Below are 14,390 nucleotides of genomic sequence, written 5' to 3'. Positions count from 1 at the left end.
CATGCTCAAGCGCAGGATGTTCCTGGGGCTCGCGGCCGGCGCCACGCTGGCGGGCTGTGGCTACCGTTCGGTGGATGCGATCTACTCGCAGCCGGCCGGGTCCGTGCCGAAGCAGTACGCCAACCGCACGCGGGTCGTGTTCTGGTCGCCGTACGGCGGGGTGAACGGCAAGGCGGTCGACAAGCTCGTTGCCAAGTTCAACGACTCGCAGCAGGACGTGTACGTCGAGGTGCAGTTCCAGGGCAGCTACGACGACGTGGCGCAAAAGGTCGCGGCCGCGCTGGTCGCGAAGCAGGCGCCCGATCTCGCCGTACTGTCGGACGTCACCTGGGAACGGTTCTTCCTGAACGACGCGCTCGAACCGTTGAACGGCTACTTCACCGACGGTTTCGGGCCTGGTGTCTACCAGGAGAAACTGTTCGGGGAGTACGTCGTGAAGGGGCAGAGCTGGGCCGTTCCGTTCGCCCGCAGTACGCCGATCATGTACTACAACCGGGACGCGTTCGCGAAGGCCGGGCTGCCGGACCGGGTGCCGCGGACCTGGAGCGAGCTGCGGTCGTGGGTTCCCGAACTCGCGAAGGTGCAGTCCGGCGGGCGGTCGTTGCGGACGATCGCGTTCGCGAAGATCGACGGCGACTGGCAGTTCCAGGGCAACGTCTGGCAGTTCGGCGGCGCGTACTCCAAGGGGCTCGACGTCACCATCGACGAGGCCGGCGCGGTCGCCGCGGGCGAGTGGCAGCGGCAGATGGTGCACGACCTCGGCGCGGCGTACATGGCGAGCAGCCCGAGTACGGACTTCGCGAACGGGCTGGTCGGCGTGATCCAGGAGTCGACCGGTGCGATGAAGACCATTGGGTCCAAGGCCAAGTTCAAGGTCGGGGCCGGGTTCATCCCGTCGGAGGTCGCGGCCGGGATCGCCACCGGCGGCGGCGGGATCGGGATGCTGCGGAACATCTCGACCGAGCGGAAACAGGCCGCGGCGACGTTCCTGCAGTTCCTCGCGCTGCCGGAGAACTCGGCGTGGTGGACGACGCAGACCGGGTACCTTCCGGTCGTGAACAAGGCCCGCGAGGACGCCGAGCTGAAGAAGCTGATCGCGGAGCAGCCGAACTACGGCGTCGCGATCGCGCAGCTGGAGAACGCGCGGCAGCAGGACGCGATCCGGCTGTACGGGCGGAACGCGAACGTGCAGATCTACACCGGGCTGCAGCAGATCTACGCCGACAACGCGCAGCCGAAGAAGGTGTTCGCCTCCGTCGCGGGCCGGCTCGAGGCGATCGGCGAAGAGGTCAAACGTCTCTACGAGGAGAAGGTTCTGTGATCATCACCGGCCACCGGGGCGCACTCGGGACCGAACCGGAGAACACGCTGCGCTCGTTCCGGCGGGCGGTCGCGGACGGCTGCGACGAGATCGAGCTCGACCTCCGCGTCACCGCGGACGGCGAGCTCGTGATCATGCACGACGCCACCGTCGACCGCACCACGTCGGGTTCGGGCGCGGTCGAGGAGCTGACGCTCGCCGAGCTCCGCGCCCTGGACGCCGGGGAGGGCGAGCGGGTCCCGACGTGGGCCGAGACGGTCGCGGCGATCGACGTACGTTTCCAGGCGGAGGTCAAGGCCGAGGCCGCCGTACCGCTGCTCGCCCAGTCGCTCAAGTCGGACCCGGCGCTGGCCGAGCGCACCCTGGTGACGTCGTTCCACCCAGGGATCCTGCTCGCCATCCGGGAGGCGTGCCCGGACGTGACCACGGGCCACATCTTCGGCCGTACGCCGGACACCGCCGAGGTCATCACCCGCACCCGCGCAGCCGGCGCCACCTGGTCCCTCTGCGGCATCGCCGGCCTCACCCCGGAGGCAGTCGCCGACCTCCACACCAACGGCCTGTCCGTCACCGCCTGGCCCGTCCCCGACGCGGAAACCCTCGCCAAGGCCGCCGCCCTGCGCGTCGACGGCATCACCACCGACAACCCGCACCTCCTCACCCACCCCTAACCACCCAACTTTGAGCACCCACCAACCGTTTTGCCGGGCTGGAAATGGTTGGTGGGTGCTCAAAGTGCGCTGGGATGGGTGGGGCCACACGTTCCAACGTCTGAATATGTTCTTCCGTGGAACATAAATGTGTGATTGGCTCTTCCGCATGGGAATCAGCATCGGTGTGGTCGGAGCCGGCCAGTTCGCCCCTTCGTTCCTGCGGCTGTGGTCCGCGCACCCGGACGTGTCCGATGTGCGGCTGACCGACGTCATCCCGGAGCGGGCCGCGGAGATGGCCGCCAAGCAGGGCGTCTCGGTGACGACGGCGTCGTTCGAGGAGATGCTCGAGTCGGACGTGGACGCGGTCGCGATCTTCACGCAGCGGTGGCTGCACGGCGAGATGGCGATCAAGGCGCTCGAGGCCGGCAAGCACGTGTACTCCACGGTCCCGATGGCGATCGAGGCGGACCAGATCGCGCGCATCATCGAACTGGTGAAGGAGACCGGGCTCACCTACATGATGGGTGAGACGAGCCACTACTACCCGTCCTCGGTGTACTGCCGGCAGAAGCTGGCGGACGGCCAGTTCGGCCGGGTGTTCTACAGCGAGGGCGACTACGTCCACGACATGGATCTCGGGTTCTACTCGGCGTACCAGTACTCCGGCGGCGACGACTGGAAGAAGACCGCGTCGTTCCCGCCGCTGCTCTACCCGACGCACGCGGTCGGCAATGTTCTGTCGGTGACCGGTCAGCACGCCACCCACGTGTCGGCGATCGGCGTCAAGGACGACCGCGGTGACGGCGTCTTCGACAAGGAGATCAGCCAGTTCGACAACGACTTCTCGAACGCGACCGCACTGTTCAAGCTCGCCGACGGCGGGATCATGCGGACGAACGAGATGCGCCGGGTCGGGTACCCGTCGCACATCCGGGAGTCGCGGCTGCGGGTGTTCGGCACCGAGGGCAGCTTCGAGCAGCTCGCGACCACGACGCTGTGGCAGAACAAGGAAGGCGTCGAGGACGTCAGCCACCTGATGGAGACGAAGCCGAGCAGCTCACTCGACGACGCGGACCTCGCGAACGTCGACCCGGCGCTGCGGGACGCGTTCCGGTCCGGTCTCTCCCCGGTCCACGACCGCTCCCGCCTCCCGGAGGAGTTCGCCGGCCTGCACAACGGCCACGAGGGTTCACACCACTTCCTCGCCGACGACTTCGTCCGCGCGGTCGCCGACAAGACCCTCCCGCCGATCAACGCCTGGGTCTCTGCCCGCTACACCCTGCCCGGTATCTACGCGCATCAGTCCGCGCTGCAGGGCGGCGTACAGCTCGAGATCCCGGACCACGGCGACGCCCCGGTCTAGAGGTAGTTGCTGACCTCGATCAGGTTTCGGTCGGGGTCGCGGAAGTACACGCTGAGGATCGGCCCGGTCGCGCCAGTGCGCTCGACCGGGCCTTCCTCGATCTCGACGCCGTGCGCGACCAGCTCGGCCCGCACCTGGTCGATCGACTCGTCCACGATGAAGCACAGATCTGCGGTGCCTGCTCCCGGATGCGCAGCCTTGGGCTCGAACTCGTGGCCGACCTGATGCAGGTTGATCTTGCTCGTCCCGAAGGTGAGCGCCCGCCGCCCACCCTTGAACGTCACCGCTCCCATCCCCAGAACCCGCTGATAGAAGTCCACGCTCACGTCCAGATCAGCCACCGTGAGCACAAGATGGTCCAGCCGATTCACCTTCATGCCCCGACCTTAAGGACAGAAGGTAGTGCCGTGGCCGTTAGGTAGGCTCCGGTATGGCTCTGGACCTGTTTGCGGGGATCTCCGTGAGTGACTACGCGACCGCGGTTGCCTGGTACGAGAAGCTGCTGGGGGCGCCGCCGAGCTTTCTCCCCAACGACATCGAGGCGGTGTGGGAGGTCGGCGAGCACCAGTACCTCTACATCGAGGTCGTCCCGGAGCATGCCGGCCACGCGCAGCACACGTTGTTCGTCGAGGACTTCGACGCGGTGCTTGGTGCGATCGCCGAGCGCGGCCTCGAGCCCGCCGTACGCGAGACGTACGACAACGGCGTACGGCATGCGACCTTCTTCGATCCGGACGGCAATGAGGTCTCGTACGGCGGCGCGCCGCTGGAGTGACGTCTCAGGACGAAACGGCGATGTGGTCCAGGGCGGGCCAGGGGAGGACTCGGGCGGGGATGGTCGGGTGGTGGTCGAGTTCTGCTCGGAGTAGGCGGTGGACGCCGTCCAGGATGGTGATGCGGTCGTCGGGGCGGTGGACGACGTCGATGGGGTGGCGGAGGTCGGCGGCGAGGGTGCGTTCGTACTGCGCCCGGTACGTGACCGGATCTGCGGCGACCTGACGGGGCGTGACCTGGAAGGGCCGGTCGTCGTACGCCCAGAACGGCAGGTCGAGATGGTGCGCCAGGTCGGCGACCGGCAGATCGACCGTCGGCAGGTCGAGGGCGTGCAGCCGTTCGACGTCCCAGTGGAAGTCGAGGATGTACGCCGTCAGCTCCGGTGGCACCGCCAGCGGGAAGGGGCGGCGGGTCATTCGTAGATGCGGCGCAACCGCAGGGTCATCGAGTTCTCGATGTGCCGGGTCATCGCGGACTCGGCGGCGGCCGGATCGCCGGAGGTGATCGCCTCGACCAGCATGCGGTGCTCGGTGAGGACCTCGGGGCCGATGTCGCGGTCGTAGTGCAACCGGAAGATGTGCAGGTGGCAGTGGGTTCGCTCGAAAGCCGATCGAACCTGCTCGCTCCCGGACAGCGAGGCGATCAGCGAGTGGAAGCGGTTGTCGTGCGCGGTGAGCGACTTGTACCCGGCGTAGTCGATCGACGTCGGCTCGACCGCGTTCGTGAGCTCGGCGCGCAGCCGCTCGCACCCCTCGCCGTCGATCAGTTCGGCCGCCCGCCGGGCCGCCCACGGCTCGAGCAGGAGCCGGAACCGGTAGAGATCGTCGAACTCCTCGAGCGAGAGGAGGGGAGTCGCGCGATAACCCTTCAACGGCTCCTTGACCGCCAGCCCTTCCGACTCCAGCCGGGCCAGCGCCTCCCGCACCGGCGTCGACGACACCTGGAACTCCCGCGCGAGCCCGTCGATCGAGATCCGCGCCCCGGGCCGGATGACGTGGTCCATCAGCATCGTCTTGATGGCCTCGTACACGTCGTCGGCGAGCATCTGCCGCCGGAGCAGCCGCCGGTCCACCGGTGCCACTGGCTCGCTCATAGGTGTCTCCGGAATCTGGTCGCGGTCTTGACCCCACCGGTCGGTTTCGGCAGGGTAACACTGGTAATCATGCATCATGCACGATTTCGGCTCGAGCAAGCTATGGGAAGGCACGAACGATGGTGAGGTTCGAACAGATCGGCGTCCTGCCCGAGCCCGGCGACAACGTTGCGATCGCCTCGCGGCGGCTGGACGCCGGCACCGAGGTCGAGCTCGACGGTACGACGATCACGCTGCCGCACACCGTGCTCGAAGGGCACCGCTTCGTGGTCGTGCCGGTCGTTACCGGCGACGCGCTGACCTCGTGGAACACCGCGTTCGCGCGCGCCTCCCGTGACCTGGTCCCCGGCGATTACGTCTGTACGCCGACCAGCCTCGCCGCGGTCACTGCCCGCGGTGTGGACGGCCTGCCCGAGGCGCCGAGTGCGACCAACGAGCCGCTCGACCCGTTCGAGCTGGACGAGTCGGCGCTGAGCTTCGGCGCTCAGGTGACCAGCGTCGAGCAGCCCGGCACGTTCCTCGGCTACCCCCGTGAGCAGGGCCCGGCCGGGACGCGAAATCACGTCGTACTGCTGGCGACCAGTTCGCGCAGCAGCGGGTTCGTCACCGAGTTGGCGCGGCGCTTCGACGGTGCGGCCGCGGGCGACGGCGTCGTACCGGTGGCGCACACCGAAGGCGGCGAGGACGAGGTCCCGAACAACCTGCACTTCCTGCTCGCCACGCTCGGCGGCTTCACGCTGAACCCGAACGTCAGCGCGGTCCTGATCGTCGACACCGAGGGCGACGTGGTCTCCGGCGAGGCGATCAAGAACTTCCTGGCCGAGAACGGCTACCCCTCGATCAAGGTGCCGCACGCGTACTTCACCCGCAGCGCAGGCTTCGAGCACGACCTGACGGCCGCCGGTGCGCTGATCGAGCCCTGGCTGCCAATCGTCGACGCGCAGCAGCGCGAGGAGGTCCCGCTCGCGGACCTCAAGATCGCCCTGCAGTGCGGCGGATCCGACGCCTTCTCCGGGATCTCGGCCAACCCGCTTGCCGGCCAGGTCAGCGCGGAGGTCATCCGGCACGGCGGTACGGCGGTGCTCGCGGAGACCGACGAACTGATCGGCGCCGAGCCGTACGTGCTGAAGAACGTCCGCGACCTCGCGACCGCCAAGCGTTTCCTGGCCACGATCAAGTCGTTCAAGGAACGCGTCGGCTGGCACGGGCACACCGCCGAGGGCAACCCGTCCGGCGGCAACGTGTACCGCGGGCTCTATAACATCGTGCTGAAGTCGATCGGCGCCGCCCGCAAGCTGCCGCGCGAGGTCCGGCTCGACCACGTGATCGACTACGGCGAACCGCTGCCCGGCGACGGCTACATCTTCATGGACAGCCCCGGTAACGACCTCGAGTCGGTGGCCGGCCAGATCGGCAGCGGCTGCAACCTGATCTTCTTCACCACCGGCAACGGATCGATCACCAACTTCCCGTTCGTCCCGACGCTGAAGTTCGTCACCACGAGCGCGCGGTACGAGCGGTTGCACGCCGAGATGGACGTCGACGCCGGCAAGTACCTGACCGGTACGTCGATGGCCGACCTGACCGCGGAGACCTTCGACCTCGTCGTCCGCGTCGCGTCCGGTGAGAAGAGTGCAGGCGAGCGAGCCGGCCACAGCCAGGTGTCGATCTGGCGGAACTGGAAGCAGACCGGTCCGCGTGAGGGCATCTCGATCACCACCGACGGCCGGATGAGCCGCAAGCTCGCCGACCTCCCGCTCGAGGACCGCGACGCTCCGCTCGACGGACTGCCACATCGCGGCCTGACCTCCGAGAGCCGGACACCCACGGAATTGTTGCGTGTCGACGACCGGTTGGTGCCTGAGGCCGTCGCCCTGATCCTGCCGACCAGCCTCTGCTCCGGTCAGATCGCCCTGCGGATCGCGGCCCAGGCGGAGCTGGAGAGGTGGGCCGGTGACGCCGTCACGCGGATGGTCGCGCTCCCGCACACCGAGGGCTGTGGCAGCAGCGGCGGGGCGTCCGAGGAGACGTTCGCGCGGATCATGCTCGGCTACCTCCTGCACCCGAACACGCGGATGGCCCTGCTTCTCGAGCACGGCTGCGAGAAGACGCACAACGACTACTTCCGGTCCCGGCTGGTCGAGGCCGGCGCGGATCCGTCCCGTTTCGGCTGGGCGAGCATCCAGGGGGACGGCGGTCTCGACGCCGTCGGCGACAGGGTGAAGGACTGGTTCGGCAGCTTCGACCTGCCGGCTCCGGTCGCGCAGTCCGGTGATCTCGGGGCGCTGACGATCGCGCTGGAGGCCCGCGGTCCGTTCTCGGACGCGACCGCCGAGGCGCTCGCGCTGATCGGCCGCGAGATCGTCGGCTCCGGCGGTTCCGTCGTACTGTCGTCGCGTGGCGCGTTGCTGGCACACGACGGATTTCGTACTGCGGCGTTCGGATCGGCGGACCCGGTGGGCCCGACGATCGCGCACGGGCAGCGGTTCGCGGAGCCGGGGTGGCACGTGATGCGGATGCCGGGGACGGACTGGATGGAGACCGCGACCGGTTTCGGTGCGACGGGTGTCCAGCAGATCCTGGCGCATGTCGCGGGCGGCACCCTGTCGGCGCAGCGGTTCGTCCCGGTCGTCGAGTTCAGCAACGACCCGGAGACGGTCGCGACGTACGGCGACGACCTGGATGCGGTGGCCACCGGTGACGCGACCGAACAGGCGCGGATCGGGCTGGACATCGTCGCCGCGGTCGCCGGTCGCCGGCTCGTCCCCAAGGCGGTTGCCTCCGGCAACGTCGGTTTCCAGATCACCCGTGGTCTGCTCGGTACGTCAATGTGAAGGGTTTGTCCATGCACCTGGTCCGTTATCTGTCTCCTGTCGACGGCCGCCCTGTCCCCGGTGTACGCACCGTGGATGCGGTGGCTCCGCTGCCGGGGGTGAACAGTTTCGCCGAACTGCTCCGGCTGTCCCTGGAGGAGCTGCGGGCGGAGGTGGACAAGGCCGGCGAGACGCTGCCCGTCGCAGGGCTGACGTTCCTCCCGCCGCTCGACGGTCGCGGCGAGGTGTGGTGCGCGGGCGTGACGTACGAGCGCTCGCGCGGCGCCCGGATGGAGGAGAGCAGCGAGCAGTCGGTCTACGACAAGGTCTACACCGCCGACCGGCCCGAGCTCTTCCAGAAGGCGCCGGCCTGGCGGGTGGTGGTCGACGGCGAGCCGGTCGGGATCCGGTCGGACTCCGGTCACGACGTACCTGAGCCGGAGCTGGCGGTCGTGGCCAACAGCCACGGTGAGATCGTCGGGTTCACGGTCTGCAACGACATGAGCTCGCGGTCGATCGAAGGCGTCAACCCGCTGTACGTGCCGCAGGCGAAGCTGTTCGCGGGCGGTTGTGCGCTGGCCTCGGGGATCCGGCCGGTCTGGGAGGTCGCGGACCCCAAGAAGCTCGGGATCGACCTGGTGATCCGCCGCGGCGGCGACGAGGTGTTCAGCGGTACGACGTCCACCGAGAAGCTGGTGCGCGAGCTCCAGGACCTGATCGACGTACTGTTCCTGCCGAACGACTTCCCGGACGGCGTGATCCTCGCGACCGGCACCGGGATCGTCCCGGAGCTGGACTTCGCACTGGCCGAGGGTGACGTCATCACGATCACCATCGACGAGGTCGGCACCCTCACGAATACCGTGGCCGCAGGACGGGAACCGTTCGGGTTCCTCGCAACCGACAACCTGGAGGGAATCCGATGACGCAGGACACCACCCCCGCCGAGCTCGAGCAGGTCCTGGAAGCGGCGGCCGCGGCGGCGCCTGCCTTCGGTACGTCGGAGCCCGCCGTCCGGGCGGGGTGGATCCGCGCTGTCGCGGATGCGCTCGATGCAGCCTCTGGCGAGCTGGTGCCGATCGCGATGCGCGAGAGCTCGCTGCCGCAGGCGCGGCTGACCGGCGAGGTCGCCCGTAGCACCGGCCAGCTGCGGATGTTCGCGGACGCTCTCGAAGAGGGTTCGCTGCTGGAAGTCACGATCGACACCCTGGACCCGCAGGCCAAGCCGGTCCCGCGTCCCGACCTCCGCCGTGTCCTCGTGCCGCTCGGTCCGGTGCTGGTGTTTGCCGCCAGCAACTTCCCGTTCGCGTTCAGCGTGTGCGGTGGCGACACCGCGTCCGCGCTCGCGGCCGGTTGCCCGGTGATCGTCAAGGCGCACCCGGGCCACCCGGAGCTGTCCGTCCGGACCGCCGAGGTGATGATCGAGGCTCTGAAGGCAGCCGGTGCGCCGGACGGGACGTTCGGTCTGATCTCGGGCTTCGACGTCGGCGTCACGGCACTCAAGGACCCGCGGATCACCGCCGCCGGCTTCACTGGTTCGGTCCCTGCCGGCAAGGCGCTGCACGAGATCGCGGTGACGCGCCCGGAGCCGATCCCGTTCTACGGCGAGCTCGGCAGCCTGAACCCGGTGTTCGTCACGCAGGCCGCGATCGATGCCCGCGGCAAGGACATCGCGAGCGGGTACGTCGGCTCGTTCACGCTCGGCGTCGGGCAGTTCTGCACCAAGCCCGGCCTGCTCTTCCTCCCGGCAGGCCACGGTCTGCAGGAGCAGCTGTCCGAGGCGGCCGGCGCTGTCGCCGAGGCACCGATGCTGAACGGCCGGATCAAGGACGGCTTCACTTCCGGTCTCGACCGGCTCGAGAAGGTCGACGGCGTCCGCGTCTGGGCCTCCGGCGGTGCGACCCTCCTGCAGACCACGGTGACCGAGCTGCTCGCCCGCCGCGACGAGATCCTCGAGGAGTGCTTCGGTCCGGTCTCGATCGTCGTCGAGTACTCCTCGCCCGACGAGCTGCGCGCAGCCGTCGAGGCTTTCGACGGCAACCTGACCGCGACGTTGCACGCGGAGGACGCGGACGCCGAGCTCGCACGCGATCTGCTTCCGCTGCTGACCGCTCGTGCGGGTCGCGTGCTGTGGAACGGCTGGCCGACCGGGGTCGCGGTGTCGTGGGCCCAGCATCACGGCGGTCCGTTCCCGTCGACAGTCGGCTCGATCCACACCAGCGTCGGGGTAACCGCGGCGCGGCGGTTCCAGCGTCCGGTCGTGTACCAGGACGCTCCCGATGCGGTGCTGCCCGACGTACTGAAGGACTCGAACCCGGCCGGAATCACTCGCCGGGTGAACGGAACCGTGACCACAGGTGAGGTGTCGCGATGACTGATGTACCTCCGACCAACGACCCGGCCGAGGGTGACGTCCTGGCCGGTGAATCGACGCCGGCGTCGACCGGACGGCGGAGTTTCGACCACTGGTTCGGTGAGCACGGCCGCAACGGGTTCATCCACCGGTCCTGGATGAAGTCGCAGGGCTTCTCCGAGGAGGCGTTCGACGGGCGCCCGGTGATCGGGATCTGCAACACCTGGTCCGAGCTCACCCCGTGCAACTCGCACCTGCGCCGGCTCGCCGACTCGGTGAAGCGCGGGGTCTGGCAGGCCGGCGGGTTCCCGTTGGAGTTCCCGGTGATGTCGCTCGGCGAGACGCTGCTGCGGCCGACCGCGATGCTGTTCCGCAACCTGCTCAGCATGGACGTCGAGGAGTCGCTGCGCGGCAATCCGATCGACGGCGTCGTCCTGCTGACCGGCTGCGACAAGACGACGCCCGGCTCGATCATGGGCGCCGCCAGCGTCGACCTGCCGACCGTCGTCGTCACCGGCGGTCCCATGTTGAACGGCAAATTCCGCGGCTGCGACATCGGATCCGGTACGGCGGTCTGGCGTTTCACGCAGGACCTCAACGCCGGCCGGATGTCGGCCGAGGACTTCGCGGCGGCCGAGGCCGGCCAGTCGCGCAGCAACGGCCACTGCATGACGATGGGCACGGCGTCCACGATGGCCTGCATGGCCGAGGCGCTCGGCCTGCAGCTGACCGGGTCCGCGGCGATCCCGGCGGTCGACTCCCGCCGGTACGTGATCGCGCAGAAGTCCGGGCAGCGGATCGTCGAGATGGTCAAGGAAGACCTGAAGATCAGCGACGTCCTCACCCGCGACGCCTTCGCGAACGCGGTCCGGGCGAACGCGGCGATCGGCGGCTCGACGAACTTCGTCATCCACCTGCTGGCGATCGCCGGCCGGGTCGGCGTCGACGTGACGCTGGACGACATCGACGAGTGGGCGCGCGGCGTCCCGTGGCTGGTCGACCTGCAGCCGTCGGGCAAGTACCTGATGGAGGACTTCTACTACGCGGGCGGCCTGCCCGCGGTGCTGAAGGAGATCCTGCCGCTGCTCAAGACCGACGCGATCACAGTCACCGGCAAGACGATCGGCGAGAACGTCGCGAACGCCGAGCGGATCGAGGCGACGTACCCCGGTGCCGCTCCCGGCAGCGAGACGTACGCCGTGATCCGGCCGGTCGGCGATCCGCTCGGCAGTGGTGCGGGAACCGCCGTACTGAAGGGGAATCTCGCGCCGGACGGTGCGGTCATCAAGCAGTCGGCCGCGTCCGAGCGACTGTCGCGGCACCGCGGCAAGGCGCTGGTGTTCAGCAGCATCGAGGACTACGACAAGGCGGTCGAGGACCCGGATCTCGACGTCGACGAGGACACCGTGCTGGTCCTGCAGAACGCTGGGCCGCGCGGGTACCCGGGGATGCCCGAGGTCGGCAACATGACGATCCCGCGCAAGCTCGCCGAGATCGGCGTCGACGACATGGTGCGGATCTCGGACGCGCGGATGAGCGGTACGGCGTACGGCACCGTCGTACTGCATGTCACGCCGGAGGCCGCTGTCGGCGGGCCGTTGGCGCTCGTGCGGACGGGGGACTGGATCGAGCTCGACGTACCGGCGCGGCGGCTGCATCTCGACGTACCGGACGAGGAGCTGGAGAAGCGGCGCGCCGACTGGCAACCGCCGACGCCGCCGACGGATCGCGGCTGGGCCCGGCTGTACGTCGACCACGTGACCCAGGCGAACCAAGGCTGCGACCTGGACTTCCTCGTCGGCCGCACGGGCTCCGCTGTCGGCCGCCAGAGCCACTGATGTCAGCTTCGGAGCGCGGTTGGGGGCCGTTCGAAGCGATCCGGGGACTGCGGCCGTCCGGGACCCTCCCGCAGGTCACGCCGATCCGGCGGATCCTCTCGGATCTGCCGACGTCGGCGGACCCGTACGCCGACGCGCGCGCGGCGCTCGAACCGCTCCGGGGACGGATCGTGCCGGATGCCCGGATCGCGGTGACCGCGGGCAGCCGGGGGATTCACGACCTGGTGCCGGTGGTGAAGGCGGCCGTCGACTGGCTCCGGGACGCCGGTGCCGCACCGTTCGTGATCCCGGCGATGGGCTCGCACGGCGGCGCAACCGCCGACGGCCAGCGGGAGATGCTCGAAGGCCTCGGCATCACACCGGAGACCATTGGCTGCTCCATCGAAGCCACGATGGAGACCGTGGTCGTCGGCACCCTGCCGGACGGCACCGAGGTCCACCACGACGCGATCGCCGCGAAGGCCGACGGCGTACTGCTGGTGAACCGGGTCAAGCCGCACACCGACTTCCACGGCCCGATCGAGAGCGGGATCGCGAAGATCCTCGCGATCGGACTCGGCAACCACCTGGGCGCCGCCTCCCTGCACGCCGGCGGCATCCCGTCGCTCGGCGCCAACATCGAGGCCGCCGCCCGGATGGTGGTTGCACAAGGCAAGATCCTCGGCGGGCTTGCGATCCTCGAGAACGCTCTGGAACACACCGCCGCGGTGGAGTTGGTCGAGGCCGACGGGATCGCCGATACGGCCGAGAACGCCTTGCTGCAAAGGGCTGGTGGCCTGCTCGGACGGCTGCCGTTCGACGAGCTCGACGTCCTGGTCGTCGACGAGCTGGGCAAGGACAAGTCCGGCGCCGGGATGGACACCAACGTGATCGGCCGGTGCTGGGTGCACGGGATCCCCGAGTTCGAGTCGCCGACGATCGCCGCGATCAGCGTGCATTCGCTGTCGCCGGCCTCGCACGGGAACGCGTCCGGGCTCGGCCTCGCGGACGTGATCCCGGCGCGGCTGCTGGAGCAGATCGACCTGCAGGCGAGCTACGTGAACGCACTGACCTCGGGCGCCGGCGGTGCGCGGCGTTCGCGGTTGCCGATGGTGATGGAGGACGACGAGGCCGCCGTACTCGCGGCCGTGACGATGTGCGGACGGCGGCACTGGTCCGAGCTCCGGCTGGCCCGGATCAGGGACACGTTGTCGCCGAACGAGTTGATGGTGACACCGGCCCTGCTGACCGAGGCGGCCGAACGATTCGACCTCGAGATCACCGGTACGGCGCGGGACCTGACGCGGGCCGGGCGACTCGGACCTTGGAGCGAGACATGAACCTTCGCGAAGCACGTGCCCTGCTGGCCGATCGCGGCTTCCGGCCGGGCGGGACGTCGACCCGCACCTTCCCCGACGGGTCGCCGTACAAGGTGGAGATCCCTTCCTGTGAAGGGCCGCGGGTGATGACCGCGGTGCTCGAGGAGGCCAAGTCGCGGGGTATCACGATCGACCGGGTCTCCCAGGGCAGCGGCGTGATGATGCTGACCGACGGCGAGATCGAGGAGATGCTCTCGCTCGGCGCCTCCTCGGGAGTCGAGGTGTGCCTGTTCCTCGGGCCGCGCGGTGCGTGGGACATCGGTGGTCAGGCCAAGGTGTCGGCCGCGGTCGGTGGTGTTGCGCGGGGCAACGACCAGATGGCGGCGTCGTTGTGTGACGCGTTCCGCGCGGTCGAACTCGGCGTACGGAGCCTGCTGGTCGGCGACATCGGCGTACTCGAGCTCCTGGGCCAGTTGAAGATCGAGGGCGAGCTGCCCGCGGACCTGGTGCTGAAGACCTCGGTGTTGATGCCGTTGCCGAACGCACCGACTGCTCGGCTGTACGAGCGGCTCGGCGCAACCAGCCTGAACGTGTCGACCGACCTGCCGGTGCCGGTACTCGCGGAGATCCGCTCGGTCACGACGGTCCCGATCGACATGTACATCGAGGTCCCCGACGACCAGGGCGGCCACGTCCGCTTCTACGACGTACCGGAGGTCGTGCGGGTGGCGGCGCCGGTGTACCTCAAGATGGGCCTGCGGAACGCCCCGAACATCTACCCGGTCGGGGCGCATCTGAGCGGTACTGCGGAAGCCCTCGGACGGGAGCGCGTCCGCCGGGCGGAGCTCATTCTGCGGCTGCTCGCGGAGCAAGATGAGGGATGA

Annotated in this window: 13 protein-coding genes; 10 read left to right on the top strand and 3 right to left on the bottom strand. The window is 69.0% G+C overall.

Going from position 1 to position 14,390, the window contains the following annotated elements:
- Position 1: 1 nt before the first annotated feature.
- From E0H45_RS08450 to E0H45_RS08440, 3 genes are all read left to right on the top strand, one after another.
- Positions 2 to 1,321, top strand: coding sequence for an ABC transporter substrate-binding protein (locus tag E0H45_RS08450; protein ID WP_165546385.1), 1,320 nt, complete (start codon positions 2 to 4; stop codon positions 1,319 to 1,321).
- Complete coding sequence (locus tag E0H45_RS08445; protein ID WP_131335806.1) at positions 1,318 to 1,992, top strand: glycerophosphodiester phosphodiesterase; 675 nt, start codon at positions 1,318 to 1,320, stop codon at positions 1,990 to 1,992. The genes E0H45_RS08450 and E0H45_RS08445 overlap by 4 nt, the downstream gene beginning before the upstream one ends.
- Positions 1,993 to 2,140: 148 nt before the next feature.
- Positions 2,141 to 3,337: a Gfo/Idh/MocA family protein gene (locus E0H45_RS08440; RefSeq protein ID WP_131335804.1), complete on the top strand. Its 1,197-nt coding sequence runs from the start codon at positions 2,141 to 2,143 to the stop codon at positions 3,335 to 3,337.
- Here E0H45_RS08440 and E0H45_RS08435 read toward each other — a convergent pair.
- Positions 3,334 to 3,714 (bottom strand): VOC family protein, encoded by a 381-nt coding sequence (locus tag E0H45_RS08435; protein ID WP_131335802.1) that lies wholly within the window; start codon positions 3,712 to 3,714, stop codon positions 3,334 to 3,336. The two genes, E0H45_RS08440 and E0H45_RS08435, sit on opposite strands and share 4 nt — an antisense overlap.
- Before the next feature lie 83 nt (positions 3,715 to 3,797).
- Between E0H45_RS08435 and E0H45_RS08430 the strand changes: the two genes are divergently transcribed.
- A complete protein-coding gene (locus tag E0H45_RS08430; RefSeq protein ID WP_238154861.1) occupies positions 3,798 to 4,112 on the top strand; it encodes a VOC family protein in 315 nt (104 codons plus the stop codon).
- A gap of 4 nt (positions 4,113 to 4,116) precedes the next feature.
- Here E0H45_RS08430 and E0H45_RS08425 read toward each other — a convergent pair whose 3' ends face one another.
- Positions 4,117 to 4,527, bottom strand: a complete 411-nt coding sequence (locus E0H45_RS08425; RefSeq protein WP_131335798.1) for a ParB N-terminal domain-containing protein — start codon at positions 4,525 to 4,527, stop codon at positions 4,117 to 4,119.
- Positions 4,524 to 5,204 (bottom strand): GntR family transcriptional regulator, encoded by a 681-nt coding sequence (locus E0H45_RS08420; protein ID WP_131335796.1) that lies wholly within the window; start codon positions 5,202 to 5,204, stop codon positions 4,524 to 4,526. Before E0H45_RS08420 ends, E0H45_RS08425 begins: the two co-directional genes overlap by 4 nt.
- Positions 5,205 to 5,323: 119 nt before the next feature.
- Between E0H45_RS08420 and E0H45_RS08415 the strand changes: the two genes are divergently transcribed.
- From E0H45_RS08415 to E0H45_RS08390, 6 genes are all read left to right on the top strand, one after another.
- Positions 5,324 to 8,038: a UxaA family hydrolase gene (locus E0H45_RS08415; protein WP_131335794.1), complete on the top strand. Its 2,715-nt coding sequence runs from the start codon at positions 5,324 to 5,326 to the stop codon at positions 8,036 to 8,038.
- A gap of 80 nt (positions 8,039 to 8,118) precedes the next feature.
- Positions 8,119 to 8,943 carry a fumarylacetoacetate hydrolase family protein gene (locus tag E0H45_RS08410; protein WP_238154860.1) on the top strand — a complete coding sequence of 275 codons (825 nt, stop codon included), beginning with the start codon at positions 8,119 to 8,121 and terminating at the stop codon, positions 8,941 to 8,943.
- Positions 8,940 to 10,391, top strand: a complete 1,452-nt coding sequence (locus tag E0H45_RS08405; protein WP_131335790.1) for an aldehyde dehydrogenase (NADP(+)) — start codon at positions 8,940 to 8,942, stop codon at positions 10,389 to 10,391. The genes E0H45_RS08410 and E0H45_RS08405 overlap by 4 nt, the downstream gene beginning before the upstream one ends.
- Entirely contained in the window at positions 10,388 to 12,208 is a 1,821-nt protein-coding gene (locus E0H45_RS08400) for an IlvD/Edd family dehydratase (protein ID WP_131335788.1), read from the top strand. Before E0H45_RS08405 ends, E0H45_RS08400 begins: the two co-directional genes overlap by 4 nt.
- Positions 12,208 to 13,527 carry a nickel pincer cofactor-dependent isomerase, group 22 gene (locus E0H45_RS08395; protein ID WP_131335786.1) on the top strand — a complete coding sequence of 440 codons (1,320 nt, stop codon included), beginning with the start codon at positions 12,208 to 12,210 and terminating at the stop codon, positions 13,525 to 13,527. Before E0H45_RS08400 ends, E0H45_RS08395 begins: the two co-directional genes overlap by 1 nt.
- Positions 13,524 to 14,390, top strand: a complete 867-nt coding sequence (locus E0H45_RS08390) for a U32 family peptidase (RefSeq protein WP_131335784.1) — start codon at positions 13,524 to 13,526, stop codon at positions 14,388 to 14,390. The genes E0H45_RS08395 and E0H45_RS08390 overlap by 4 nt, the downstream gene beginning before the upstream one ends.

Origin of the sequence: Kribbella soli, assembly GCF_004331345.1 — a bacterium.
In the GTDB taxonomy this organism is placed as follows: domain Bacteria; phylum Actinomycetota; class Actinomycetes; order Propionibacteriales; family Kribbellaceae; genus Kribbella; species Kribbella soli.
Note: the sequence above shows the minus strand (reverse complement) of the source record. Positions and strands in the feature narration are given on the sequence as shown.